Here is a 25490-nt window from a genome sequence, read left to right as displayed (position 1 = left end):
TTTTTTTATAGGTTAACTCTTGCTCCAATGTTCAAAGTTCTTTGTAACGGATAGTTTAACCCATTACCTCTTAACTCTGGATCCCATAGTTTAAACTTACTCCAATGCATTAAGTTTGTTCCGCTTAGGTATAAACGCACATTCGCTTGACCAAAAATCTTTCCTTGATCTGGTGTGAAATTATATCCAATTTCAACCGATTTAAGTCTCATAAAAGCGCCATCTCGCATCCACCAAGTACTTTGGATACGATTCCCATTTTCATCTTCTGGATTATTGTTTAAAACAGCATAACTAGAAAGTCTTGGCCAAAGCGCATAAATATCTTGATTCTCCTCAGACCAATGGCTATCGGCAAAAGCTTGTAATATTTGGTTTTCTGCTATGGAGCCTGGTAAATAATCGCCATTTACATCGGTATCAGCAAAAGGCGTTAACCCCTCAGAGTCCATAAAAAACGACACATTATCTAAACCTGCAAAAAAGGCAGAGATATCGAAGTTTTTATACCCTAAAGAGAAACCAAAACCATAACTTATTTCGGCTTGAGTTGGCTCTCCAATTGGTACAACATCTAAAGTTGAAACGATTCCATCGCCATTAATATCGGTATATTTAATATCCCCTGGCATAACTTCTCCCCATTGTTGTTCTGGAGAGTTAGCCACATCGGCCTCATCAATAAATAATCGCTCTGCTACCAAACCGTAAGTTTGATTAAACGGATTACCTAAACGAGACAACCAAGGTGTTGCCGATAAATCTGGCTCTTCGTAAACCGTAAATTCGCTATGCGTTTTTACAAAATTTGCCGTAGCTTGTAACCACCAGTCTTTATTAAAGTTATGATTAACTAATAATGTTAACTCGAAACCTCCAGATTTACCTTCACCAAGGTTAGCAACTGGTGTAGACTGTAATCCTAAAAATGTTGGAATATCGGCACGTGTTTGTAAGATATCTGTTGTTTTTTGTTTGAAATATTCAGCTTGTAATTGAATGGCATCTTTAAGTAAATAAATTTCAACTCCATAATTTTGCTTATAAGCGCGTTCCCAAGAAATATAAGGGTTTTCATATCTACTAATAGAAACACCGGTTTCTGAATCGCCTCCAAATGTACCAAATGTCGCCCCTGTTCCATTAAAATTAATATCCGACAAATAGAAGAAACGATCGTTTCTATCACCAATCTGCGCATTACCAACAACACCGTAAGATCCTCTAAATTTTAATCGACTTACTAAATCCCAATTCCAAAAATTTTCATTCGACACCACCCAAGCGCCACCTACAGATGGGAAAAAGCCAAATCTGTTTTTCTCAGCAAAACGCTCTGACCCATTATAACCAAAGTTACCTTCTATGAAATACCTGCGATCATAATCGTAAGTAAACCTACCTGAAACACCAATATTTCTACTAGGTAAAGATTCTTGTAAGTTATCTGGACTACCATCTACAGATTCTCGAGCAATACCTACTAATAATCCACTAACAGTGTGTTTATCTTTAAAGGTTCTATCATAGTTTAATGCTGTTTCAAAATAGATATTTCTACCTACAACTCTATCGTTTGGAAACTGCACAAAATCTAAATATTCTGTACCACCATCTGCATTTAATGGTGTTAATTGATAAGTATCTGTTGCTCTGTCATAATTATTATCTGATATAGCATAGTAATACGGGTTGTATTGTCTTCTAATATTATAAGAAGAAGTACTTGTCATGTTACCTAATGCTCTCCAACGCAAACCTTCTGTAATACCAGATAAATCTTGTTTTATTTGCAAACTTAATAAACTTACATTTCTGCTATAGTCTCTGTAACCACGCACTAATTCTGCATATGGGTTTAAATAAGAAGCTAAAGTACCTTCGCCGGTATCTACATTACCAAATAATAAATGCTCTCTAGTAGCGTGAGCTTCATCTGGCGCATAATAGGCTGGAAAGCGAACCGGGTTGGTTCTGGTAATCATGTTATAAACCTGGTTTCCTGTAGGCACTGGCCCACGGTAATCATCAACCGTTTGATTTAGCTGTACAATAAGTTCTGTACTTGGCGTTAAATCTATATTAATGTTAGATCTTAAGTTATATACCTTATTATCGATGTTATTATTAAAGTTTGCTTGATTATCTACTTTTAAAATACCGTTATCTTGAGCAATAGAACCAGACACATAATACCTTGCTATTTTACCACCACCAGAAACACTAAAGTTTAATCGTTGGTTTTTTGTAAAATCTTGCAATAACTCATCTTGCCAGTTTGTAACAGGATACACATAAGGGTTTGTTCCTGCGATAGTATTATCTATCTTATTTTGTAAATACGGTAAAGGAATATTTATGTTTGGCGATGCGTTACGTGTATTAACCGCTTGCATATGTAAGCGCATATACGTTAAAGGATCTGCAAACTCCAAATCTTGGGTGGCCTGAGAATACGTGGTTTCGTATCTAACAGACACTCTAGGTTTCCCAAGCTCTCCCGATTTTGTTTTTACAGCAATTACACCATTTGCTCCTCTTGCTCCATAAATTGCAGTGGCTGTTGCATCTTTAAACACCGAAAAACTTTCGATATCATCTGGTGAGATTCTTGCCAAATCATCGGCAGTTAATTCAATGTTATCTATTAAAATTAACGGTGAGGCGTAATTTCCGAAGGTTGTAGCTCCACGAATAAAAAACTGAGCATTATCTGATCCTTGACCGGGTTCACCAGAACTTTGAAACGCAATTACACCAGGAACACGACCTGCAAAAGAAGTTGTTAGGTTACTTGAAGGTATTTTTAAATCTTCTGGTTTTACTTGCGTAATCGCACCTACAACCGCTTCTTTAGTTTGCGTAGAGAACCCTACTACTACAACTTCATCTAAGCCAGTTAAATCTTCGATCATGGTAACGTTCACCGATGAAAAATTACCTACTTTAACTTCTTGTGTTTTATATCCTATATAGGAAAACACTAGAACATCACCTTTTGCTGCTTGTAAGGTAAAGTTTCCGTCAAAATCGGTTTGAACACCTCTATTTGTACCTTGTACTAAAATGTTAACTCCTGGCAATGGAATACCATTTTCATCTAGAACAGTTCCAGTAACTTGAGATTGTGGTTTTTCAAACTCGTTTTTTTCATCCCCTTCAATTATTATTTTTAATACACTATCAAAGGACGTCTCTGCATTTACATATTCGCTACATATTAACAACGAACAAACAAGTACAGACTTGATCATCTTTAAGTTTAGCTTATAACACAAACTCAAAGAATAAATTATCGAATAAATTTTATTCATACTTTTTGGTTTAATAAATTAGTTTAATTGGTCTTTGTTTTTTTGGTTTTCCTTTTTTTTGTTTACATATTATTTAAGATTATTTTTAAGTCTAAGTATTAATGATAAAAAGTTAAGAAATAGTTAACAAAACTTATTCAAATATGATTAATAAAGGCGGTTACTGTTATAAATTTACGCTCATTTAATATTAATTATGATGAATTTTTGCTTAATTATAAGGTTTTAAAAACCAATTGTAAGATATATCTTATTAAAAAACAAAACCCTAAGTAATTATCAATTAATTCTTTAAGAAAACTATTGCTTAATTACTTTCTTAATCGTGTTTGCTCCGTCTTTACTTATTCTAACAAAATACACGCCTTTTGTTAAGGTGGACATGTTTAGCGAATCCTTATTAAGCTGAATATATTTTTCAAGAACCTGTTTTCCTAGAATATTAAATACCGATACTTTTGAATTTTGAGCATTTACAATATTTAATAAATTGCTTGCTGGATTTGGGTATAATTTTACGGTGTTTTCAAGTTCAAAATCTTGATTAGATAATGTTACTGCTTTATCTACACCAAACACCTCAACTTCGGCTAATGTTATTCCTGTATCTGTAGTTTTCGAGATGATTACTTCCTGACCTACAACTCCTCCAATATCTAAAGTCCACGATGGGTCTGGATAGCCTGCAAAAAATTCGCTGTAAACCGTATTGCCGTTGCTGTCTTTAATTTCTACTGTTAAATCTGATAATCGGCTTTGGTATCCTCCTGTACGGTTGTAAATATTTATGGTTTCAATGTTGTAATTGTTTTGTAAATCTACTTTCCACCATTTTAAAGAACCACTGGTTCCATGTGCCGAATGCGAAACCGAACCGCCTCCAAAATTTCCGTTGGTATTGCCGTCAATTGCATTTTCCGCACAACCACCATAAGGACAAGGGTCGGAATCGATAGATTGAGAGGCTACACCATGAAGCACTGCTAAATTTACTGGGTCTGGATCTGCTTCTACCAAAGCTACAGTGATATTATTCAACTCAAATGCATTATTAGCCCCACTAAACAATATTTTCATTTGATGTACGCCTTGGGCAAGACTTACTTCGCTGCCTACTTTAAGATCTTTCCAATCTGTCAACCCTGTTGAATGCGCTCCTCCAAAGGGCACTGTAACTTCTGGAGTGGTTTCGTCCCCATCAAAACTAAACTTAATTTTTCCGTTGCCATTGGCAGATGCATACCTAATGGAAAGATTGTACTTGCCGTTGGTTGGCACACTAACCGTATAGGTAAGCCATTCACCATCAGCAATATCGGTAATATTGTAGCCGCCTTCGCTACAAACTTTTAGGTCGACAGCTTCATCGGTTCTGTACGCTCCGCCCGAATTGCCCGAAACGCTATCGCTATAGGTTCGGTCTTGACCTTCGAGAACGAAATAATCGTAGTTCTCAGCTTCTATTGTCATAGAAAGTTCATTCATTTCATACACAGGAAGCCCGTTTACATCAAAGCCACTTATAGGGTCGCCAGGACTTACGCGACGGTAGAACAAGCTCCCATATAATGGAAATGCTATGGTACTTGTAAGTCCTTCATACCCTTGCTGCTCCATAACATGCTCATTCCCTCTTTCCAACCATTTATAATCCTCCGGAGGTAAAGTTTGCAAACGATCTCTATAGTGCGCTAAGGACATTTCGTAAACTGGACTAAGGTTATTAATTCCACGTGTCCAATTGGTTTGATCGCAATCTACACCTGGGTTTATTTTTAATAATTCTCTTCTCTTATGTGGTGTTGTTTTTTGATAATATTCTCCAGATTCGAAGGTTGGCTCCCATGGAGACGGTTGATCTGGATATGATTTTTCATAACTTAAATTATATCGAATATAGAATTCCATACCTAAAAGCGGACGGTTATCAAGATGCCCATAAACATTATCTCCTTGATTCCAAGCGATTTCTGACATCCCGTTAATAATGGTTACTCCTCCCAAAGCATGGGCTTGATCTCTTGAAGACTCTTGACTCTGCCCATTATCATAAATATAATTTTTTATCACTTCATTATAACCATAATCTTCTATAGTTGATTCGAATCCATCAAGCGAATATTGTCTTCCGAATTCACATTCCTGAGTAAGAGCACCTCGAATTGCAGGTCCTGAAGGATATGGTAAATCGTCTACCCGATGCGGGTATCCTTGTATGTAGCGTACTGCCCTATCATACATACGTTCATTATCCAAAAAAATGCCCATCGCCATCATAACTCGCATAGCTAAAAGCCCTTGATTTCCAATTCGGGCAGGGTCTCCATTGTATATTTTCCAATAAAAAGTAACATCATTACTTGCAATGGCTGCGGTTGGTAAAGTAGTGTTAGAATAACCAGGATAAACTAACATATCTTCAAAGGCTTGTCTATCCGATTCCGACCAACCGTTATATGTATGTTTAATAATTTCAGCCGCTTCAATTAACCTTACAATACGACCCGACACTAATGGAATTTGGGTATTTCGCCTAAGGGTGCTATAGGTTGTAAAAACTTCAATGGCCTTTTCTGCATGCCTTGAGTCTCCTGTAAAATACCACATCAAAGCATTAAAATAAGCTGTAGTGGAATCGTTAATTAGCCATGCATCACTTGAGGCATTAAATTCTATCACATAAGATGGGTCTTCATTTACAACGTTAATAGGAATGTCGTATTGAGCTCTAGAATGGCTACTTAAATTCTGAAAAGTTGTTGCCCATGGCTCTATACCTGCTTCAACCATGTATTTCATACGCTCTAAATCTGAAAGTTTATGCGAGATACCTGGATGAACAAACTGAGCGTTTAAAAAATTTACTGTAAAAAATAATAAAACAATTTTAACAAATGATATTAATTTCATAAACTTATTTTTTAATTATTCTTTTAGTAATAGAACCATTCAACCCTACAATTTTTAAAAAATACACCCCTGCTTTTAATTGATTTAAATCAATTTGTTGATGATATTGGTTAATTAAAAAAGTAGGTAAAACTTGCTTCCCTAAAATATTATAAATAGTAATCTTTGAATCTTGTGCATTAGTTATATTAAGTTGATTAATTACCGGATTGGGATAAACCTTTACAACATTTTTAAACTCAAAATCTGTTTGTGATAAAGTAACGGCCTTATCTACACCAAACACCTCAACTTCGGCTAATGTTATTCCTGTATCTGTAGTTTTTGATATGATTACTTCTTGACCAACAATTCCTCCTATATTTAAAAACCACGATGGGTCTGGATAGCCTGCAAAAAATTCGCTGTAAACCGTATTGCCGTTGCTGTCTTTAATTTCTACTGTTAAATCTGATAAACGGCTTTGGTATCCTCCTGTACGGTTGTAAATATTTATGGTCTCAATGTTGTAATTGTTTTGTAAATCTACTTTCCACCACTTTAAGGAACCACTGGTTCCATGTGCCGAATGCGAAACCGAACCACCTCCAAAATTTCCGTTGGTATTGCCGTCAATTGCATTTTCCGCACAACCGCCATAAGGACAAGGATCGGAATCGATAGATTGCGAAGCCACACCATGTAGCACTGCTAAATTTACTGGGTCTGGATCTGCTTCTACCAAGGAAATACTAAAATTGTTTAATTCGAAAGCGCTACTTGCACCACTAAACATTAGTTTTAAAGCTTTAACGCCTTTGGTTAAATGCACCTCGCTGGCTACCTGAAAATCTTTCCAATCTGTTAGTCCTGTTGAGTTAGAACCGCCATGAGGCACGGGTACATCTTCTGTTACATCTTCACCATCTAAATTAAATTTTATGTTTCCGTTTACATTAGCTGATGCATAACGAATTCCTAAGTTATAGGTTCCGTTGGCTGGCACATTTATAGTGTAGGTTAAATATTCTCCAGCTTCAATATTGGTTACACAATAGCCACCTTCGCTGGCTACTTTTACATCTACTGACTCGTCGGTTCTGTACGCGCCACCTTCATTGGTTGAAGAATTATCGCTATACGTTCTATCTTGCCCATCTAATACGAAATAATCGAAATTTTCAGCTTCAATAGGAACAGACAAATCATTCATTTTATATTCTGGTAATCCATTACTATCGAAACCACTAATTGGGTCGCCAAAGCAACCATCTGGTCGTCTAAACGATAAGCCTCCATATCCAACATATGCTCCTCCTGTAGGCCCTGTTTCGTACCTACCATTTTCTTCAATGCTATAATCTCGAGCTCTAATGGTCCACTTTAAATCATCTGGAGTTTTAAGTCCTCTACCAACATAATGAGCTATTGGCAACTCCCAAGTATCTTCCCAATAAAATGTTCCTCTGGTTAGTCGAGTGACATCTGTATCTATAAAAGGACAAATTGCTAAACCATGAGTTCTGAGCGTAGCATCGTCTCTTTGAACAAATTCTCCCGATGAAACCGTTGGCTCCCATGGCGTAGTTTGATCTGGATACGATTGCACAAAAGACACGTTATATTTTAAAGAATATTCCAGTCCTAATAAAATTCTACTATCTGTATTTCCCCAAAGATCGTACCCTTGGTTCCATGATATTTCACCAATAGAACATAACAAACCTAAACCAAACGACGTGTGCCCTTGGTCTCTAGAACTTTCTTGACATTGTCCGTTTTCGTAAACATAATTAGTTAAAGCGCCGTTACCATAAAAATCTCTTTCGGTAGTTCCTACAGTAATGTTATATGAAATTCTATATTCATTTCTATCTATTTCCGAACCTCGAACATGTGGCCCAGTTGGAAAAGGAATATCATCAATTCGTCCGGGAAACTTAGTTATGTATCGTTTAGCACGATCGTACATTTTTTCGTTATCTAAAAAAATACCCAGCGCCATCGTTGTTCTAATGGCACATAATTCTTGATTACCTGCTCTAACTGGATCGAATTTATAAGCACGCCAATACCAAGTGCCTTCTGTACTTTCGTTTGGAGGAATTGTAGTATCTGAATACCCGGGATAAACCAACATATCCTTAAAAGCCTGAATCTCTGATTCTGACCAACCTGAATAGGTGTTTTTTATTAGTTCTGCTGCTTCAAGCATAATAATAATCATGTTTGAGCTTAACGCCGTGGTTCCATTATGCTGCACATAAGTTAACCCTGTCCAAGCATTCATACATTCTATAGCTTTTTCGGCAAATCTTGTATCGCCTTCAATATACCAACGCAAGGCATTATAATAAGCCGCTCTGCTATCTGCTTCAAAAATATTTTTATTCGTTCTAGGGGCGTCTCGATAAACTTCGTGTAAACTTGTATTTCCCTGAACAACATAATCGTAACTTGCTGTATTTTTTGCACACATATCTTGATAGGAAGAATACCAAGGTTCTATTTTAGCTTCAACTTGATGTTTCATTCTATCTAAATCTGATAACTTATGAGATAACCCAGGATGAACAAATTGCGCATTTAATGTACTAACAGTAAATACCAATAATAAAATTTTTATATAACACTTTATTTTCATGATCTGGTATTTTTATTTTCTGATTATTTTTTTAGTGACAGCACCAAAACCATTATCAATTTTTAAAAAATAAATACCTGGCTGTAATTGCGTTACATCTAATTGATGATTTTGTTCTTTAACCTCAAAAGGAGTTAATACTTGTTTCCCTAAAATGTTAAATACCGATACTGTTGAGTTTTGCGCATTTACTATGTTTAATAAATCGGTTGTTGGGTTTGGGTATAATGTTACGGTATTTTCAAGTTTAAAATCTTGATTAGATAATGTTATGGCATCATCTACACCAAACACCTCAACTTCGGCTAATGTTATACCTGTATCTGTAGTTTTTGATATGATAACTCCCTGACCAACAACACCTCCAATATCTAAAGTCCAAGATGGATCTGGATATCCTGCAAAAAATTCGCTGTAAATCGTATTGCCGTTGCTGTCTTTAATTTCTACTGTTAAATCTGATAATCGGCTTTGGTATCCTCCTGTGCGGTTATAAATATTTATGGTTTCAATGTTGTAATTGTTTTGTAAATCTACTTTCCACCACTTTAACGAACCACTAGTTCCATGTGCCGAATGCGAAACAGAACCACCTCCAAAATTTCCGTTGGTATTACCATCAATAGCTAATTCTGCACAACCGCCATAAGGACAAGGATCGGAATCGATAGATTGAGAAGCCACACCATGTAGCACTGCTAAATTTACTGGGTCTGGATCTGCTTCAACTAAAGAAATACTAAAATTATTTAATTCGAAAGCGTTACTTGCACCACTAAACATTAGTTTTAAAGCTTTAACACCTTTAGTTAAATGCACCTCGCTAGCTACCTGTGAATCTTTCCAATCTGTTAGTCCTGTTGAGTTTGAACCGCCATGTGGCACAGCCACTTCACCCGTTATATCATCACCATCTAAATTAAATTTTATGTTTCCGTTTGCATTAGCTGATGCATAACGAATTCCTAGGTTATAGGTTCCGTTGGCTGGAACGTTTATAGTGTAAGTTAAATATTCTCCAGCTTCAATATTAGTTACACAATAACCACCTTCGCTGGCTACTTTTACATCTACTGACTCGTCGGTTCTGTACGCGCCACCTTCATTGGCTGAAGAATTATCACTATACGTTCTATTTTGCCCATCTAATACGAAATAATCGAAATTTTCAGCTTCAATAGGAACAGACAAATCATTCATTTTATATACTGGTAACCCATTACTATTGAAACCACTAATTGGGTCGCCCGGACTTACTCTTCTAAATTTTAAACCTCCAAATCCAGGATGATCTGTAACGGTTCCTTCTCCTTCTACACCTATCTGTGCAGTCATGTAATCATAACCTCTTTCCAACCATTTGTAATCCTCACTAGGCAGCCCCAAACGATCTTTATAATGCGCTAAGTTCATTTCATAAATAGGGGATGTTAAAAGGCTTACCCTTCCGCGGTGCCAATCTTCTTCAGTTGTGCTACATACTAAATATGGGTTTATTTTTAGTGATCTCCAACGGCCAGATTGGTCTGTTCGTTCTATATATTCACCCGACGCCACCGTAGGCTCCCAAGGACTCGTTTGATCTGGAAAACTTTCAACCCAACTTAAGTTATAACGATAGTAAAACTCTAAACCTAAAAGCGGCCTATTGTCTAAATGCCCATATAGATTGTCTCCTTGATTCCAAGCCATTTCAGCCATAACAGTTATTGTTGAAACTCCTGCTTGACCGTGTGCCTGATCTCTAGAGGATTCTTGACATTGGCCATTTTCATAAATATAATTACTAATTACTTCGTTAAAGCCATAATCCGTAATTGTTGTTTCAAATCCGTTTTGAGTAAATTCATCGAAATACTCGCAACCTTCTAACTGATTATTGTTTATTGGTGGTCCTGATGGGTAAGCTACATCGTCAACTCTATGCGTGTAACCTTGCAGGTAACGTAAGGCTCTGTCGTACATTATTTCATTATCTAAAAATATAGCCATTGCCATCATGGTACGCATACAAAATAATCCTTGGTTACCGTGTCTTGCTGGATCACCTTGATAAACACGCCAATAAAATGAAATATCGTTACTTGCTATGGCAGCCGTAGGCACTGTAGTATTTGAGTATCCAGGATACACCAACATATCTTTAAACTCTTGAATATCGGATTCTGCCCATCCATCGTAGGTATGTTGAATAATTTCGGCAGCCTCAATAATACGCCAAATACGTCCGGAACTTAACGGCACCGTCATGGTATTTCTTTTTATACCTTTCCAGGTATTAAAAATTTCAATAGCTTTTTCGGCATGTCTAGAGTCTCCAGTTATATACCACATTAAAGCATTATAGTACGCCGCCGTACCATCGTTTATAAACCAGCCATCACTGGTACTATTATATTCGGTAGTTATTGCTGGATCGACATTAACAGCGTAGGTGTATTGTGCTTTTGCATTACTACTTAAATTTTGATACGTAGTTGCCCAAGGTTCTATACCTGCCTCCACCATGGCCTTCATACGGTCGAGGTCTGATAATTTATGTGAAATTCCTGGATGAACAAGTTGAGCTTCTGTATAATTCGCTATGCACAAAGCCAAAAAAAGGAAGCTAAAAAGCTTCTTAGTAAAATTAGTGGTCATAATAATTATTTAGTTTAGTTGGTAGTGTAATATTATTGATTAGCAAGACAACATCCTTTAAATCATTGCTCAATATGTTTAAATTATGTTTCTAAAACCCCGAGCACAAAAAAATGCCGCAATCAAAATTTGAAATACGACACTTTAAAATTCAAAAAAATAAAAAAATCTTCTAGTTAATTGGTGGTTGGTTCCACAAGCGATAAGGGTCGTCATGCTGCACCATTTGCTCTAACAACAAGGCTTCCATTTCTGCAAGCTTATCGGCATATTTAGGATTGTTCGCTAAATTGGTTAATAACTCGCCGTCTTTACCATGTTCAGGTAAATATTCAAGCGGATTTTCAGCTAAATTAAATAACTGTGTTTCTTTTACTTGCCCTTCTAAAACATCGTATTTAATTAATTTCCAATCTCCTTTTTTAACGGTTCGCATACCTGGTTTGGTACCACCACAATATACGCCGTACATAACCTCGCGCATAGATTCTGTTTCACCATTTAAAACCGAAGTAAAACTACTACCCTCAACCGTTTCTGGAATTTCAATATTCGCCAAATCGCATAAAGTTGGTAACACATCTAACAAATAAACGCTTCCTTTTACACGTTTTCCTTTGGGTAAATTAGGCCCTTTAACAATAAACGGTACACGCCAAGTATGCTCGTATAAGTTTTGTTTTCCTTGAAGTCCGTGACGACCAATAGCCATTCCATGATCGGCAGTGTAAATAACGTAAGTATTATCCAACTCGCCCATGGCTTCTAATTTGGCTAAAACTTTATTAAGTTGAATATCGATATTTTCTGAACATGCAAACTCTCTACCCAACTCGTTTCTAATGGTATTTTCATCTCTGTTTTCCCAAACACCACTAACACGCGTTTCGTCTCGTAAATTAGGATGCCCATGATGAAACGGGTGTTTTTCTAAATAATTTTCTGGTAATTGTGGTTGCTTGTCGTTTAATGCTGGTAAGGCATTTTTATCGCGATGATTTACAGCACCATATTTGTCTAGCAATTCAGGCGTACCATCTCTCTTATCGTGTGGATGTGAAAACCCAAAGTAAATAAAAAACGGATCGTCTTCTTTGGTTTGTTCTCTTTCGTTTAAGTAAGTTAGTACTTGTTTGGCATGCCAAGGGCTTCCTGTTTCGTCGGTTCCGCCGCGTTTTGTAGCATCATGAACTACAGTAAATTGCTTATTTGCTCCAGGATACGAGTTGCCTTTTTTACAAGTACGCATGGTTTTGTAACCTGCACGATTAAAAATGGCACCAATGGTTTGCTCATCGATTTCATGCGGATCGGTTTGTTTTTGAAATTCCGCACTTGGTGGTAAATGCCAAAGTGTACGCCCAGACATAATCATATGGCGCGACGGTGTACACACAGCTCCATTCATTGAGCCCATATGTCGAGCTTCTTCAAACACAATACCTTCTTCGGCCAATTTACTAATTGTTGGTGTTTCTAATATTGACGATGGATTATAGGTTTGTAAATCGAAAGGTGATTGATCATCTACTAAAACAAACAAAAAATTAGGACGCTTCTTTTCTTTGGCAATTTCATTATTTGCTTCCGATTTATCCTTACAATTAAATAAACTTAAAAGTATTCCTAAGAAAACTAATTGTATAATATTATAGTTTTTCATTCATTTTTTAAATTAAAGTTGTTTTTCAATTGTGGCGTAATAAGCTCCAATTTCTACACCGTCATCTAAAGTAAACCAAGTATTTAAATGTGTTTCTCCTTTTTCCAACTCTACTTTATAGGCAACATACTCATCATCAAGATTTACTGGTTTAGACATTTTAATATCTTGAATTTCAATTCTGGAATTTTTAATATTTAAAGCCTTACTGTTTTTACTGGCCGTAACACTTGTACCTTCGAGTGCTGGACGAAGCGGTGCTTTGGCGCCCAAGGGTAAACGTGTTTCTTCTGGCCAACGACGTAATTTTATAGTATAAGTTCCAGCTTCTTCAACCTTAACTCGCCAAAAGCCATTATTTATTTGCCCCGTGCGAATGTGATCTTGTTTCCAAGGCGTAAAGGTTTCGCTATGCCAATCGTGACAAAACAAGGTTGTTGGATTTTCGGCTTCGTTACCTACAATAAAAAATGGCTTTTCAACAAAAGTAGGTTCTATTTCTGCCCACCATTTATCATATTCCGCTTTATATAATTCAACTTTTTCAGGATATTTATCGGCTAAATTGGTGCGCTGTTCTGGGTCTGTATTTAAATCGTATAATTCTGTTCCTTCAACAAGTCTCCAGTTTTTATGCATTAATGCGGTACGCTTCCACGGCACAGGATCGGTAGAAAATTGTGTGTTCACGTAAACTATACGGTCGTCGAAATTAGCATTATCGCCATTCATTAAAGGCACTAAACTTGAACCATCAAATTTTAAATCTTCTTTTAATTCTAAATCACAAAGCTCTACCAATGTTGGAAATATGTCGTAATGCGCTGTTAAATCATTAATATCTTTACCTACGTTTATACCACCGTTTTTCCAATGAATGTAAAACGGCACGCGATGCCCACCTTCGTACATGCTCGCTTTTACACCTCGCATACCGGCGTTATTTCCTTTGGCAATAAAACCATCTAAACGATCTTGCCCTTCGCCCATTTTGTTTCCGGCAGCAGAACCATTATCTGAAGTAAACACTAAAATGGTATTATCCATTAAGTCAATCGACTTTAAATAATCGACTAACTTGCCAAGATTTTCATCGATATTCGCAATCATACCATAAAAAGCAGCGTTTGGTATGTTTTCGTTATCCTTGTACGGATTTAAATATTTATTATCGACCCAATACGGTGAATGCGCTGCATTTGTTGCTAAATAGCAGAAAAACGGTTCGTCCTTATGTTCACCAATATATTTTTTAGCATTTTCGAACCAAACATCGGTACAATAGCCTTCAAACTTTTCTAGCTTTCCGTTATGCACATAGGTGTCATCAAAATAATCGTTATTCCAGTAATCCATAGTTTGTCCTACGCCCCCGCCATTATTCATTAGCACCTCATCGAAACCTTTGTCTTGCGGACGAAACGGATAATTATCGCCCAAATGCCATTTACCAAACATAGCGGTATTATAGCCATTATCTTTAAACACTTGAGCCATTGTTTTTTCTTTTTCAAGAATAAGGGAACGCCCTTTTATGGTAAAAAACACACCAGTTCTATAATTATGATGCCCAGTCATAAATGCGGCACGAGTTGGTGCACACGTCGGGCTAACATGAAAGTTGGTTAACCGCGTGCTTTGATCGTGTAACTTATCGATATTGGGTGTTTTAATCCATTCGTTGCCATGGGCTGCGATATCGCCATAACCAACATCGTCTACCATAAGCACAATAACATTTGGTTTATCTGTTTTAAGTATTTCGGTTGATTCTTTTTTGTTGGGTTTGCAGCTTACAACAATAAAAACCAAGGCTATAATTATTCTAGGAAATAAATATTTTTTTGTGCTATGCTTCATGAAGTTGAATTATTCTAAATTTAATTTTAATAATGTTTTACAAATGTATTTACCTAGTAAAAAAAAATTATAAATTATGATGCATTCCATATAAATAATACACCATAAAATATTTTATTGTAATGAAACTGCTATTGAATCTAGTTTAGATTTTAAAAGGTTTGCTTTCTCTGGATAATCTTTAATTACGTTTTTAACCTCTTCTTTATCGGTTAAAAGATTAAATAGCTGTTCTTCCTTTTTAGTTTTTACGTATTTCCAATTGCCGACTCTAATGGCATTTCCACGATATAAAAAATAGTCGCGTTCAGGAATTTTTGTATCACCAGAAATAACCGAAGCGATGTTTAAACCATCTATTTTTAAATTATTTGGCAATTCCGATTGAACTAGATTAGCAATGGTTGGAAAAACATCTAAAGTTGATGTTTGCGCATTAGAAACCACACCCTTTGGTACAAAACCAGGTTGCCAAACTATACAGGGCACTCGACTTCCTCCTTCGTAAGGCGAAAATTTCCCATCACGCAATCCGCCTGCACTTCCGGCATTAGGCTGTTTACTTATCCATGGCCCGTTATCTGAAGCAAAAATCACCAAGGTATTTTCGGCTAAACCATTCACTTTTAACGTGTTTAAAATTTCACCAACCGACCAATCGATTTCCGAGATAACATCACCAAACAATCCGCGTTCTGTTGTTCCATTAAAATCTTTTGAAGCATATAACGGAATATGCGGCATACTATGCGCCATGTAAAGAAAGAATGGTTCATTTTTATTAGCCTTAATAAACTCCTTAGCCTTATAGGTATATTTTTTAGTTAATAACGCTTGATTTACTGGCCACTCAATCACTTCATTACCTTCTACTAAAGGCACTTTATTTCTGAATTTTTTCTTCGGATTTTTGGTTTTAAAATCATCTAAATTATAACCTTCGTTAAAAACTACATGACTTGCCACAGGCATTTCTGGATCTTGCCACATATCATTACTAAACGGAATACCGTAATACATATTAAATCCTTGTGCCGTTGGTGCAAATTCTGGCTTATGACCTAAATGCCACTTACCAACCATTCCCGTAGCATATCCTTGTTTTTTAAGCATATCGGCAATAGTAACTTCGGTAGCTGGCATACCATCTTGACTGTATGGCCAAAACACACCGTTCTCATACCCCCAGCGTTCGGCATATCGCCCTGTTAACAGGCCAGCACGCGATGGTGAACAGATTGAACTAGACACCGAAAAATCTGTAAAACGCATACCTTCACTTGCCATTTTATCTAAATTTGGCGTGCTGTATCCTTGTGCGCCATAACATGATAAATCGCCGTAACCCAAATCGTCGGTGTAAATAATTACGACATTGGTTTGCTTTTGTGGTGCTTCAGTTGGAGCCGATTTGCAACTACAAATCAATAAGAAAACCGACAAAAACGTTAAGGATATAATTCTCATATTATTTCGTTAATTTTTCAATTTTATTACCCGTTCCCAAATCGGTTACCTGCCCAAGAGATTTCACTTTTACACCTTGACTTTTATTGGATAAAACCACAGGAAAAGAAGTTTGATTATTCAACTCAAAATTATGCGCCTTAAAATCGTTTTGATGTGGGAAATTCCCATTTTTAAGTCTGATATTATTTTTATCACCACCAACTTTAATAGCTAATCCTTCGTGTAAAACCTCCTTTGAAGCTGTAAACGTAATATTATGTTCGCTTCCTCCAATGTACGCTACGCTACCGGAACTATTAAAATAGAAGCGCGCGAAGCTTTCAAAGTCCGGTTTGATTGAGATGATAAAAACCATACCTAGTCATTAAAGATGATTTTGAATATCATTATCAAAACCTAGCCACTTTTGTCCTCCATATTGATCTATTGTAAATACATGTTCCTCTTTTCCTTTGGTATGGTTTTTCAACCATAGCAAAGAATTTTTAGGAACGTCATAATAAAGCACAGTATCCTTAGCTTTTTGGCTCCCCAAAGACGTCCAATTTTTATCCCAATAAAACAGTTCATAAACGTCTCCTTCATCTATATGATTCCCATCATTTCTTGCTTGAAATTCAATAGCTCCAATAGTTGTGGGTTTGTCAAGTTTCATACCAATAGAAAAGTCTGTCCCTCCACAAAAGGATAAAGGATTACCGTCAAAGGCAACATCAATCTTGTTTTTTCTATTTGCAATAGTTAAATTTTCTTCAAAAAGATTTGCTTTTTCCTGTAACTTATTTTTTTTGTCATCATAAAAGCCTAATGCAGCTAAATAAGATTCTTCTCTATTATTGGATTTAAATCTTATATATTTATACTTCTCTGATGAATTAAAGTTAACTTTTTGCAATTGAGTACTATTAAAATTTTCAATTTTATAAACAGTTTTATAATATTGAAAATTTTTATCATTAGAAACTTGTATTTCAGAACTATTTAAGTTTTTAGGCCAATCTACCTTTTGCCTATCTTTTGGACTGCTTAGACCATACTTCCTTAATAAGGTAGCATTCTTTATAATTGAGTCTTTAGGAGCAAAAAAATGCATTTCTTTATTTTGATTGATATAAAAAGGATAATTAAGAGGAATAATCTCTCCATTATTATTAACTGAACCAGCTAAGTATAATACATTTACCCCTACATTTAAAAACTCACTTTTACCCCAAGAATTAGAACCATTGCTAACAATTTCCCATTCTTTATTTCTATCAAAAACACACAATACAGGCCTTTCAATATCTACGTTCAATACATTATCTATTTTTATATTTAATGTTTTTATATAAGTAGATGTAACATTAGTACTAAGAAGTGAAAAATTTGATTCATTTTGGTGCTTAAATGAAACTCTTCTAACCAGAGGGATACTCTCATTTTTATAAAGTTCGTTCAAATTATCATTACTCCCAGGATTGGTCATGTATTCTTTATCCATATATTTTACAAATAACCACGAATGACCATTAGAGTGATGATTACCCCAATGTGAAACAAAATCCTTAGAAGCCACAATACCTATTGCTCTAAAAACATTTACCCAATAATTTATATTATCATCGCATAAACCAAATCTAGATTTTTCTATTTGACTAATACTAAGCGGATAAGGATAGTATTCTGGTATACTAAGAAATATGTTATAATCAAATTCCGTAGCCATTTTGTCTATAATGGATTCTATTGCCTCACCTTTATCTAGTTCTGCATAAACCCATGAATATTTTTGATACAGTTTTGAACGACTATCAATTTCTACAGGCTCATTGTATGATCTATAAGGTAAAATATAATTACAAAAATCATCAAAAGAAGCTCTTTTCTTCCTAGGTATTCTATACCATGCTTCGAATGCTAATTCAATATTATCAATTAAAAAATCTGCTTTTAAAACTTCAATGTCATTAACTTTTTTATTTATAGGAAATGAATCACGCTCTTTTAAATAATTTGAATGATTGCGTAATCGTTTTCTAAATTCAGATTTTCGGTATGATTTATCAGCAGTAAATAGTTTACCTCTTCCCATTTTTCTAAAAACACTATTGAACCTCTCATCAATCTCGGTAAAACTATGGTATGGCATATTAGATATTAAAAATGTTGCTGCTTTTAATTTTAAACTATCCTTAGGCGTTTGGTAATGGTCTAAAACTTTTTGTAATTCTTTCCTATTCTCTCCCGCCAACTCTAAAGCTATTTCCAGTTTTTTTTCTTCTTTGTTGGCATTGCAACCAGTAAAACTAAACAATAGGGCTACTATTAATAAAATAACATTTAATAAAACAATTATTTTTTTCATGGATTTTTAATTTTTTTTAGAATAAAAAGCGGTAAATAAATTAGGATACCAATTAATGAAAAAATTAAACCTCCTATTGATCCCACAGCAAACGAAAACCAAAACGCTTCATTTTTACCGTTCCAAACAAATGGAATAAGTCCAACAATTGTAGAAATTATTGTTAAAAAGACAGGAATAATTTTATAGTTAAAAGCTTTAAAATATAGTAATTGAATCGTTCGATTTGGAAATTGCTTTTTTAAATTATTATAATCATTTATTATATATAATGCTGAATTAACACTAATTCCACACAACAAAATGAAAGATGCATAGCCGCCTTGATCAAAATTAAAATTGAATAGATAAAAGGTTAGAAATACACCAATAAACGAAATAGGAATCATACTTATTATGGCAAAGGGTTGCCTTAGTGATTCCAATAGAATAGAACAAACAAAGAAAATAATTAAAATAACGATAAATAGCGAGTAGTATTGGTTTGCACCATCTTTATCCCAATTTCCATTTTTAGTCTTTCCAATATTAAACCCAATGGGTAATTTTTCCCTAAAAGATTTTATATTGTCATCTTTTACTTTTTTAGCCAATTGATAAGTTCCTATAAAATCGTATGCAATGGTTAAACTATATTTTTGATTGGTTTTAGAAATGATATTACCAGAATTCCTTTTATTTATATTGGCCAATTGATTTAATTTGTATTGCTGATTTCCAATCCATAATGGTGTATTTCTTAAATCCCAGACATTAAATTTTTTGTAATTATCTGACACTAATTTTACCGATTGGATCTCGTCGTTATTCACTATAGAAGTAATGTTACTTGTATATACCTGATTTTTTAAAAACCTGTAAATATTAGATTGAGAAACTCCCACATCAGCAATTTTTTCTAAGTCAAAATTTAAATAATACTCCCCTAATCCTGTTGTAGAGCGTCCGCCACTTTGTATTTCTATATCTTTAATTCTAGCCATGGAACTATCAATAAGTTGTTGTTTAAAAGCTTCGGCGTATTTATATAACTTATCATAATTATAACCTTCCATGGTAATTCTTTGGCTTTCATAGCCTGTACCTAAAGCATTAGAAAAACCACGACCAACACCTGTAACTGTCCAGTCAGATCCACCCAGACTAATAGCCTTAGATTCTAGCAAACTTTTTAGAGTATATGGGAAACTACCGAATTCAAATTCATCTTTAAAATAAATATTAATATTGGCATTTTGTGGACCATAAATATCTGTTTCATACAAACTTACCTCATCGTATTTGGAAATTAAATTTTCCATGTGCCCAATCAACGTATTTAGTTGCTCAATTGTACACCCCGGAGGCATTTCTCCAGTTACTCTAAGCATTGTTTTTTCGGGTTCCGCATGGTAGGAATTTGCAAAGGTTTCTTCAGAGAAAAGCCTGAGTGAGCCACCTATAATTTTTTCAAGGGTTGGCTTTACTTCTTTTTTAAACCATTCGTTACCAAATGTTTTATTGTAGGTGTCTATCCAGAATCCTTCTCCCTTAATTTTTTCGGGTGTTAAATGTAAAGGTAAACCAAAGCCAAAAATAAATAGTAAAACAAACACCCATTTTACAGGTTTACGTTTAAAAAGCAACATGGTTTTTAAATACCCTTTGTTGAATTTTACAACTGCACGTTTACGTTTTCTAGAATAATTAACCCGCTTTTTTTCTATTTTAAATTTTTCTAACAATGCAGGCACAAAAAATAATGACACAGCTAAGGAGACACCAACATTAATCGCTATAACAATAGCAAAATCCCATAGGTTTATACGTTGGGCTTCCTTTAAAAAGAAAATAATCATTAATGCGCCAATGGTTGTTAATGTTGCTGCAAGTATGGCTAAAAATGCTTTTTTATCACCTTTGTTTCTAAGGTGATCTATCATAATAATACTATTGTCTATTATAATACCAAAGGAAATAGTAATACCTGCAAAGGAGTACATATGCAGTTCTACATGAAGCAAATAATAAAAAATAACAGCAATAGATAAATTTATAATAATACTTAAAAGTAAAACCACTAGATATTTTAGGCTTCTATTTATTATTAAAATGAGTACTAATAAAATAAGTAATGAATAAAGTGTACGTAATTCTATTTTACCAATTTCTTCAGATAAAAATTCCGAGGCATCTCGAGTAAGTCTCAAAGAATACCCATCGTTATAAACCTCATCCTTTAAGCCATCGACAATGACTCTTACTTGTTTTGCTAAATCTATGGTATTTACACCTTTTTCTGAAATTATGACTATAGATACCGAGTTTAATCCGTTAATACGATGATAACTATTTACCTGTGCTTCTTGAAATTTAATTTTAGTGACATCTTCTAGATAAATAACCCTATCTCCAATCTTTTTAATTGGAATAGATGACCAGTCAATAGTTTCATCCGAATTAAAAACCATAGACATAGAGACTTCTTCTTTTTTTGAACTGCTTTTAGACGCAAAACTACCAACACCTAATTGTTTTTTTTGCAGAAACGTATTAATAGCCTGAGAGATATCGTCTACAGATAAGTTTAGCTGTAATAATGTATTGGTATTGTATGTTATAACCCATTCGTATGTTGAAGCACCTCTAACGCTTACTTCATTAACCCCTTTAATTTCAGTAAGTCTGGGCACTAATTTATCTTCGGTATATTTTTTTATGTAATAGGGATTTTCATGGGCATTGATACTATAGGTTAAAATGGCTTTTTTTCTATCGGTATCTTCAGTTTGTATATTACCTGATAGGTAAGGGTAGCTTACGCCTTCGGGCAAGTCTTCGTAAGTTTGACGTATAAGGTTAGTCAACTCGAAACGAATGGCTTCCATATCGGAGCCTTTCTTAAAATCTAAGTACACAGAACCTATACCTTTTCGAGATACAGAGCGTATATTTCGAATACCCCTAACCGTATTAAAAACACCTTCCAGTTTAGAGGTCACTTCTTGTTCTAAAACCTTAGCAGATGCATCTCGCCAGCTAAAATTAATATTTAAAGCTGTTTTTTGTTGAGAGGGTTTAAGCTGAACACTTAATAAGGGTATTAAACTTGCGCCAATGATAGAAAGGCAAATAAAAACAGTTAAAATTGTAAAAGAAGAAAACTTGAGTCTCATACTTAATTACACACCTTTAAATAAACGATTCCATTGAAATTTGTCGTCTTTATTAGAAAATAAAACACAAGATACTTTGCCAATAATTTTTTCTTCTGGTAGAAAGCCAAAATATCTTGAGTCGCGTGATTGTTTTCTATTATCTCCCAACATAAAATAATAGTTTTTCTTAAAGGTATAACTTGTTATTCGTTTGCCATTGACGTGAAAAGTATTATTTTTCTTTCTTTTAATAAAAACATTTTCATTATGTTTTATTAAACCCCTATACAATCGAAAAGCCTCGTTTGTTAATTGTATTTCCATACCTGCTCTGGGTACAACAACAGGCCCATAATTATCCAGTGTCCAAGCTTGGTTTTCACCACCTCTTCCATACAACTTTTTTTCATCTAAAATATAAACATCTGTTTTTTTTTGTACAGAATCTATAAGGTTTAAACCTTTTAGTTTTTCTATTTCTAAATACGATAATTCTGCTTCTTTCCAATAGCCATCACTTTTAAGCGAATAAAAATGGGTATCAATATTCAAAGAATCTATGGTATTATAAAACCCCTTGGGCGACTTTATTTTAAAAGCATAATTATTACGAATGTGTTCTGCTGCATCGTATAAATTGTTATTTGTAATGACCTCTCCATTTTTTATTTTTAACGTATCACCGGCAATAGCAGCACAGCGCTTAACAAAAACGACATCTTTACTAAAATTTTTAAAAACTATTACATCTCCTTGTTTAACATGGCTGGCACCTGCTAAACGTTTGGCTGGCCATCTTTTTTTTGTAACAGCTTCTTTTGAGTTGTCTTGTAACAAGTAATATAAATTTACCCAAGGAATTTCATAAGGCGACCGTGGTAAATTAGGTCCGTATTTTAACTTATTAACCAAAATTACATCTTTAGGATATAAAGTGTTTTCCATAGATGAACTTGGTATTAAATAAATATCTGCAATCAAGATACGAACATTTATAACAATGAAGAGTATCATTAAAAACGAAAAAACACCTTTACATATTTTTTTTATAAAACTGTATTTTATATGGTCTAATAAATAGTTTACAGTCCAATATATGGACATGATAAAAGTTATAGCTGCACACAACCAAAACAGTCCATAAATAGCAAAAACTATTGATAATATGATTAGTACTAAATGATTTTTTTTTATGTGTCTCAATTTTTATTAAAATGTTTTTTTAAAGCATAATTTAAATAAACTATAGATAATTTTGGTTTGTCTTTTTGTGGTATAAAAAAAATTGTAATTCTTAAAGTTGAATCTATAAAGAAATAATAAGGCACATTTACTTCTTCATAGGGAATTAAATATTGTCTAAATGCACAACGGGTAGAATTTAAAAAACTTTTAACAACAGAACCGTTATTTATTTTCCCAAAATATCACTTATTTTTTCAAGAGAACTATTAGAACAATTTGCAAAAAATAGTAACAATATAAATCTAATCATTAAATGTATAAATCATTAAAATTGGATTATCTCCTGTTTTGATATTTTTAATCTTAACATTTTTCATTAAATCTTCCTCGTCAATCAATTGTTCTGCATTCATAAATCCAACGAGACCATCATTAAACCCCCATTTTGGGATAAACGGAATTTTATTAATATCGTTTTTTGGTATACCAACGTTATGTATGTTTTTGCCTGTGTCAATCCAATCAATTCGACGAACATTATTGTGAAAATAATCTAAAATAATGTAGTTATTATGAAAATAAAAGTTGTTTCGTACTAAAAATTTAAAATCTGGACTTAGCATATCATAATTGTTTACATTATCATTTTCAGGTAAACTTTTACTACCAAAATCTAATACGTACTCATGTTTGAAAGTAAATTCTTCATCATCTAATTCATAGATAGATCTTGAAAAATTCTGCGAAAAATAGGTTTTGGAATTATTTATTCCAAAATTATTTGAGAATCCATAGTTAAATTTGAATTTCTTTGAATTTGGTTCAGAAATAGGCAAAAGTTTATTTTTAATTTTTAAATCTTTAGATGTTGCTATAAACTGACCGGATTTGTTATCAAATTCTAAAATTTTGAAGATAAATCCTCCTTTGGTAATGCAAAAATCTGTTGCTCTAAAATCAATTTTAATGGAGTTAACATATACATCATTTTTAAAATGGAGGATTTTTCCAGATATATCCATTATGTATAGATTGTTATTTTCAACATCAAAGTCACTTATTGAAATATATTCATCGGGACCACTCCCGATTGAAGATATTTTTTTTTCAAATTGACCATGACTATTAAAAACAAGAATTGAATTTCCAATATTATCAAAAATATAGATTCTATTATTGATGATTTTCAATTTCTTAATAGAACCTATTATAGACTCTTTATTTGTTTCTAAAGGTAAAAACTTTATAGTTTTAAAGTATTTAGAAAGCATAATAAAATTGTTATGAGACTCATAAGGTATTTCTAAAGTTGTTTGACTAATATCATTATTCTTCTTAGAACAACTAAAAAAAATTAATATTAAAGAAATTGATAGTATTTTTAGATATTTCATAATGTTGTTTTTTAAGGGTGGTGGCCGCTTAACGTTTAACTGGCCATATTCTTTTAGTCACTGCTTCTTTAGAGTTGTCTTGTAGCAAATAATATAAATTCACCCAAGGGATTTCGTAAGGTGATTTAGGTAGGTTAGGACCATATTTTAATTTATTTACCAAAATAACATCTTTAGGGTATAAGGTATTTTCCATTGAAGAGCTTGGTATTAAATAAATATCTACCACAAATACACGAATACCTATAGCCACAAATAAGAAGATTAAAAAAGAGAATATACCTTTACATAGTTTTTTTATAAAGATGTTTTTTATAAGAGATAATAAATAGTTTATACTTAAATATAACAATGCTATAATTAGAATAGTGCCACCTAACCAAAACACACCATAAATAGTTAAAACTACAAATAGTAAAACAAGTATTAAATATTTCTTTTTAATATGTTTTGAATACTTTTTAAACAAAATATAAAAATTAAGAAATTCAATAGATTTATTCATTAAATAAAACTCTTACTATAAATTTCAAATAATACAGTATGTTAAATTATTACTCTGGGAATAAAACTTCCCCTTTGATCTTCAAGTTATCAGGAGAATTCACTCCATTATAAAAAACCTTAATCGTTTGCTTAAAGTTACCTGAATATCGTGAATCATAATTAATAATTATTTGTCCTTCATGATCTGGTTTTACAAAATCTTTTGTGAACTCGAACAAAACACAACCGCAGTTCGTTTCCACTTTTTCTATTTTTAAAGGATATTTTCCTGTATTAGTAAAATAGAATATCGCATTTTCTGAAGTAGATCTAAATCGTATTTCCCCAAAATTATGAAAAGTAGTAAAAAACTTTATCGAAGTATTCTTTAGATTATAACTATTACAGGATGACATAAAAATTATATAAACTAAAAACAAGAAGTAAAGTTTATTTTTAAT

Annotated in this window: 14 protein-coding genes; all 14 read right to left on the bottom strand. The window is 33.8% G+C overall.

The genetic code is table 11. The features are described from left to right. Nucleotides 1-5: 5 nt before the first annotated feature. Nucleotides 6-3254: a SusC/RagA family TonB-linked outer membrane protein gene (locus LG651_RS06785; protein ID WP_226695378.1), complete on the bottom strand. Its 3249-nt coding sequence runs from the start codon at nucleotides 3252-3254 to the stop codon at nucleotides 6-8. Nucleotides 3255-3614: 360 nt separating this feature from the next. Next, a complete protein-coding gene (locus tag LG651_RS06780) occupies nucleotides 3615-6224 on the bottom strand; it encodes a carbohydrate-binding protein (protein WP_226695377.1) in 2610 nt (869 codons plus the stop codon). Between the two features lie 4 nt (nucleotides 6225-6228). Further along, complete coding sequence (locus LG651_RS06775; protein WP_226695376.1) at nucleotides 6229-8847, bottom strand: carbohydrate-binding protein; 2619 nt, start codon at nucleotides 8845-8847, stop codon at nucleotides 6229-6231. 12 nt (nucleotides 8848-8859) lie between these two features. Next, the gene (locus LG651_RS06770) at nucleotides 8860-11487 is read right to left on the bottom strand and encodes a carbohydrate-binding protein (RefSeq protein ID WP_226695375.1); all 2628 of its coding nucleotides are present in this window, start codon (nucleotides 11485-11487) and stop codon (nucleotides 8860-8862) included. Between the two features lie 172 nt (nucleotides 11488-11659). Beyond that, nucleotides 11660-13150 (bottom strand): sulfatase-like hydrolase/transferase, encoded by a 1491-nt coding sequence (locus LG651_RS06765; protein ID WP_226695374.1) that lies wholly within the window; start codon nucleotides 13148-13150, stop codon nucleotides 11660-11662. A gap of 12 nt (nucleotides 13151-13162) precedes the next feature. Then, nucleotides 13163-15010 (bottom strand): arylsulfatase, encoded by a 1848-nt coding sequence (locus tag LG651_RS06760; protein WP_226695373.1) that lies wholly within the window; start codon nucleotides 15008-15010, stop codon nucleotides 13163-13165. A gap of 114 nt (nucleotides 15011-15124) precedes the next feature. Next, complete coding sequence (locus LG651_RS06755) at nucleotides 15125-16477, bottom strand: sulfatase family protein (protein ID WP_226695372.1); 1353 nt, start codon at nucleotides 16475-16477, stop codon at nucleotides 15125-15127. 1 nt (nucleotide 16478) lies between these two features. Beyond that, nucleotides 16479-16835 carry a hypothetical protein gene (locus tag LG651_RS06750; RefSeq protein ID WP_226695371.1) on the bottom strand — a complete coding sequence of 119 codons (357 nt, stop codon included), beginning with the start codon at nucleotides 16833-16835 and terminating at the stop codon, nucleotides 16479-16481. Between the two features lie 9 nt (nucleotides 16836-16844). Continuing rightward, nucleotides 16845-18827, bottom strand: a complete 1983-nt coding sequence (locus LG651_RS06745; protein ID WP_226695370.1) for a discoidin domain-containing protein — start codon at nucleotides 18825-18827, stop codon at nucleotides 16845-16847. After that, a complete protein-coding gene (locus LG651_RS06740; protein ID WP_226695369.1) occupies nucleotides 18824-21982 on the bottom strand; it encodes an efflux RND transporter permease subunit in 3159 nt (1052 codons plus the stop codon). The genes LG651_RS06745 and LG651_RS06740 overlap by 4 nt, the downstream gene beginning before the upstream one ends. Before the next feature lie 6 nt (nucleotides 21983-21988). Further along, complete coding sequence (gene lepB / locus LG651_RS06735; RefSeq protein ID WP_226695606.1) at nucleotides 21989-22978, bottom strand: signal peptidase I; 990 nt, start codon at nucleotides 22976-22978, stop codon at nucleotides 21989-21991. Between the two features lie 473 nt (nucleotides 22979-23451). Further along, the gene (locus LG651_RS06730; protein ID WP_226695368.1) at nucleotides 23452-24543 is read right to left on the bottom strand and encodes a 6-bladed beta-propeller; all 1092 of its coding nucleotides are present in this window, start codon (nucleotides 24541-24543) and stop codon (nucleotides 23452-23454) included. 28 nt (nucleotides 24544-24571) lie between these two features. Next, entirely contained in the window at nucleotides 24572-25048 is a 477-nt protein-coding gene (locus LG651_RS06725) for a S26 family signal peptidase (RefSeq protein ID WP_226695367.1), read from the bottom strand. A 49-nt stretch (nucleotides 25049-25097) separates the two neighbouring features. Continuing rightward, nucleotides 25098-25445, bottom strand: a complete 348-nt coding sequence (locus tag LG651_RS15855) for a DUF1573 domain-containing protein (RefSeq protein ID WP_226695605.1) — start codon at nucleotides 25443-25445, stop codon at nucleotides 25098-25100. Nucleotides 25446-25490 lie beyond the last annotated feature (45 nt).

This window comes from Neotamlana sargassicola, from assembly GCF_020523965.1.
Lineage (GTDB): Bacteria > Bacteroidota > Bacteroidia > Flavobacteriales > Flavobacteriaceae > Neotamlana > Neotamlana sargassicola.
The sequence above is the reverse complement of the archived record's forward strand: the minus strand, read 5'-3'. Positions and strand labels throughout refer to the sequence as shown.

Bases quoted from the DNA above. Each gene is read 5' to 3' on its own strand.
- LG651_RS15855 (WP_226695605.1), bottom strand. From the start codon at position 25,445: ATGTCATCCTGTAATAGTTATAATCTAAAGAATACTTCGATAAAGTTT.
- LG651_RS06785 (WP_226695378.1), bottom strand. From the start codon at position 3,254: ATGATCAAGTCTGTACTTGTTTGTTCGTTGTTAATATGTAGCGAATAT.
- LG651_RS06780 (WP_226695377.1), bottom strand. From the start codon at position 6,224: ATGAAATTAATATCATTTGTTAAAATTGTTTTATTATTTTTTACAGTA.
- LG651_RS06765 (WP_226695374.1), bottom strand. From the start codon at position 13,150: ATGAAAAACTATAATATTATACAATTAGTTTTCTTAGGAATACTTTTA.
- LG651_RS06745 (WP_226695370.1), bottom strand. From the start codon at position 18,827: ATGAAAAAAATAATTGTTTTATTAAATGTTATTTTATTAATAGTAGCC.
- LG651_RS06770 (WP_226695375.1), bottom strand. From the start codon at position 11,487: ATGACCACTAATTTTACTAAGAAGCTTTTTAGCTTCCTTTTTTTGGCT.
- LG651_RS06725 (WP_226695367.1), bottom strand. From the start codon at position 25,048: ATGAATAAATCTATTGAATTTCTTAATTTTTATATTTTGTTTAAAAAG.
- LG651_RS06755 (WP_226695372.1), bottom strand. From the start codon at position 16,477: ATGAGAATTATATCCTTAACGTTTTTGTCGGTTTTCTTATTGATTTGT.
- LG651_RS06750 (WP_226695371.1), bottom strand. From the start codon at position 16,835: ATGGTTTTTATCATCTCAATCAAACCGGACTTTGAAAGCTTCGCGCGC.
- LG651_RS06730 (WP_226695368.1), bottom strand. From the start codon at position 24,543: ATGAAATATCTAAAAATACTATCAATTTCTTTAATATTAATTTTTTTT.
- LG651_RS06775 (WP_226695376.1), bottom strand. From the start codon at position 8,847: ATGAAAATAAAGTGTTATATAAAAATTTTATTATTGGTATTTACTGTT.
- lepB (WP_226695606.1), bottom strand. From the start codon at position 22,978: ATGATACTCTTCATTGTTATAAATGTTCGTATCTTGATTGCAGATATT.
- LG651_RS06760 (WP_226695373.1), bottom strand. From the start codon at position 15,010: ATGAAGCATAGCACAAAAAAATATTTATTTCCTAGAATAATTATAGCC.
- LG651_RS06740 (WP_226695369.1), bottom strand. From the start codon at position 21,982: ATGAGACTCAAGTTTTCTTCTTTTACAATTTTAACTGTTTTTATTTGC.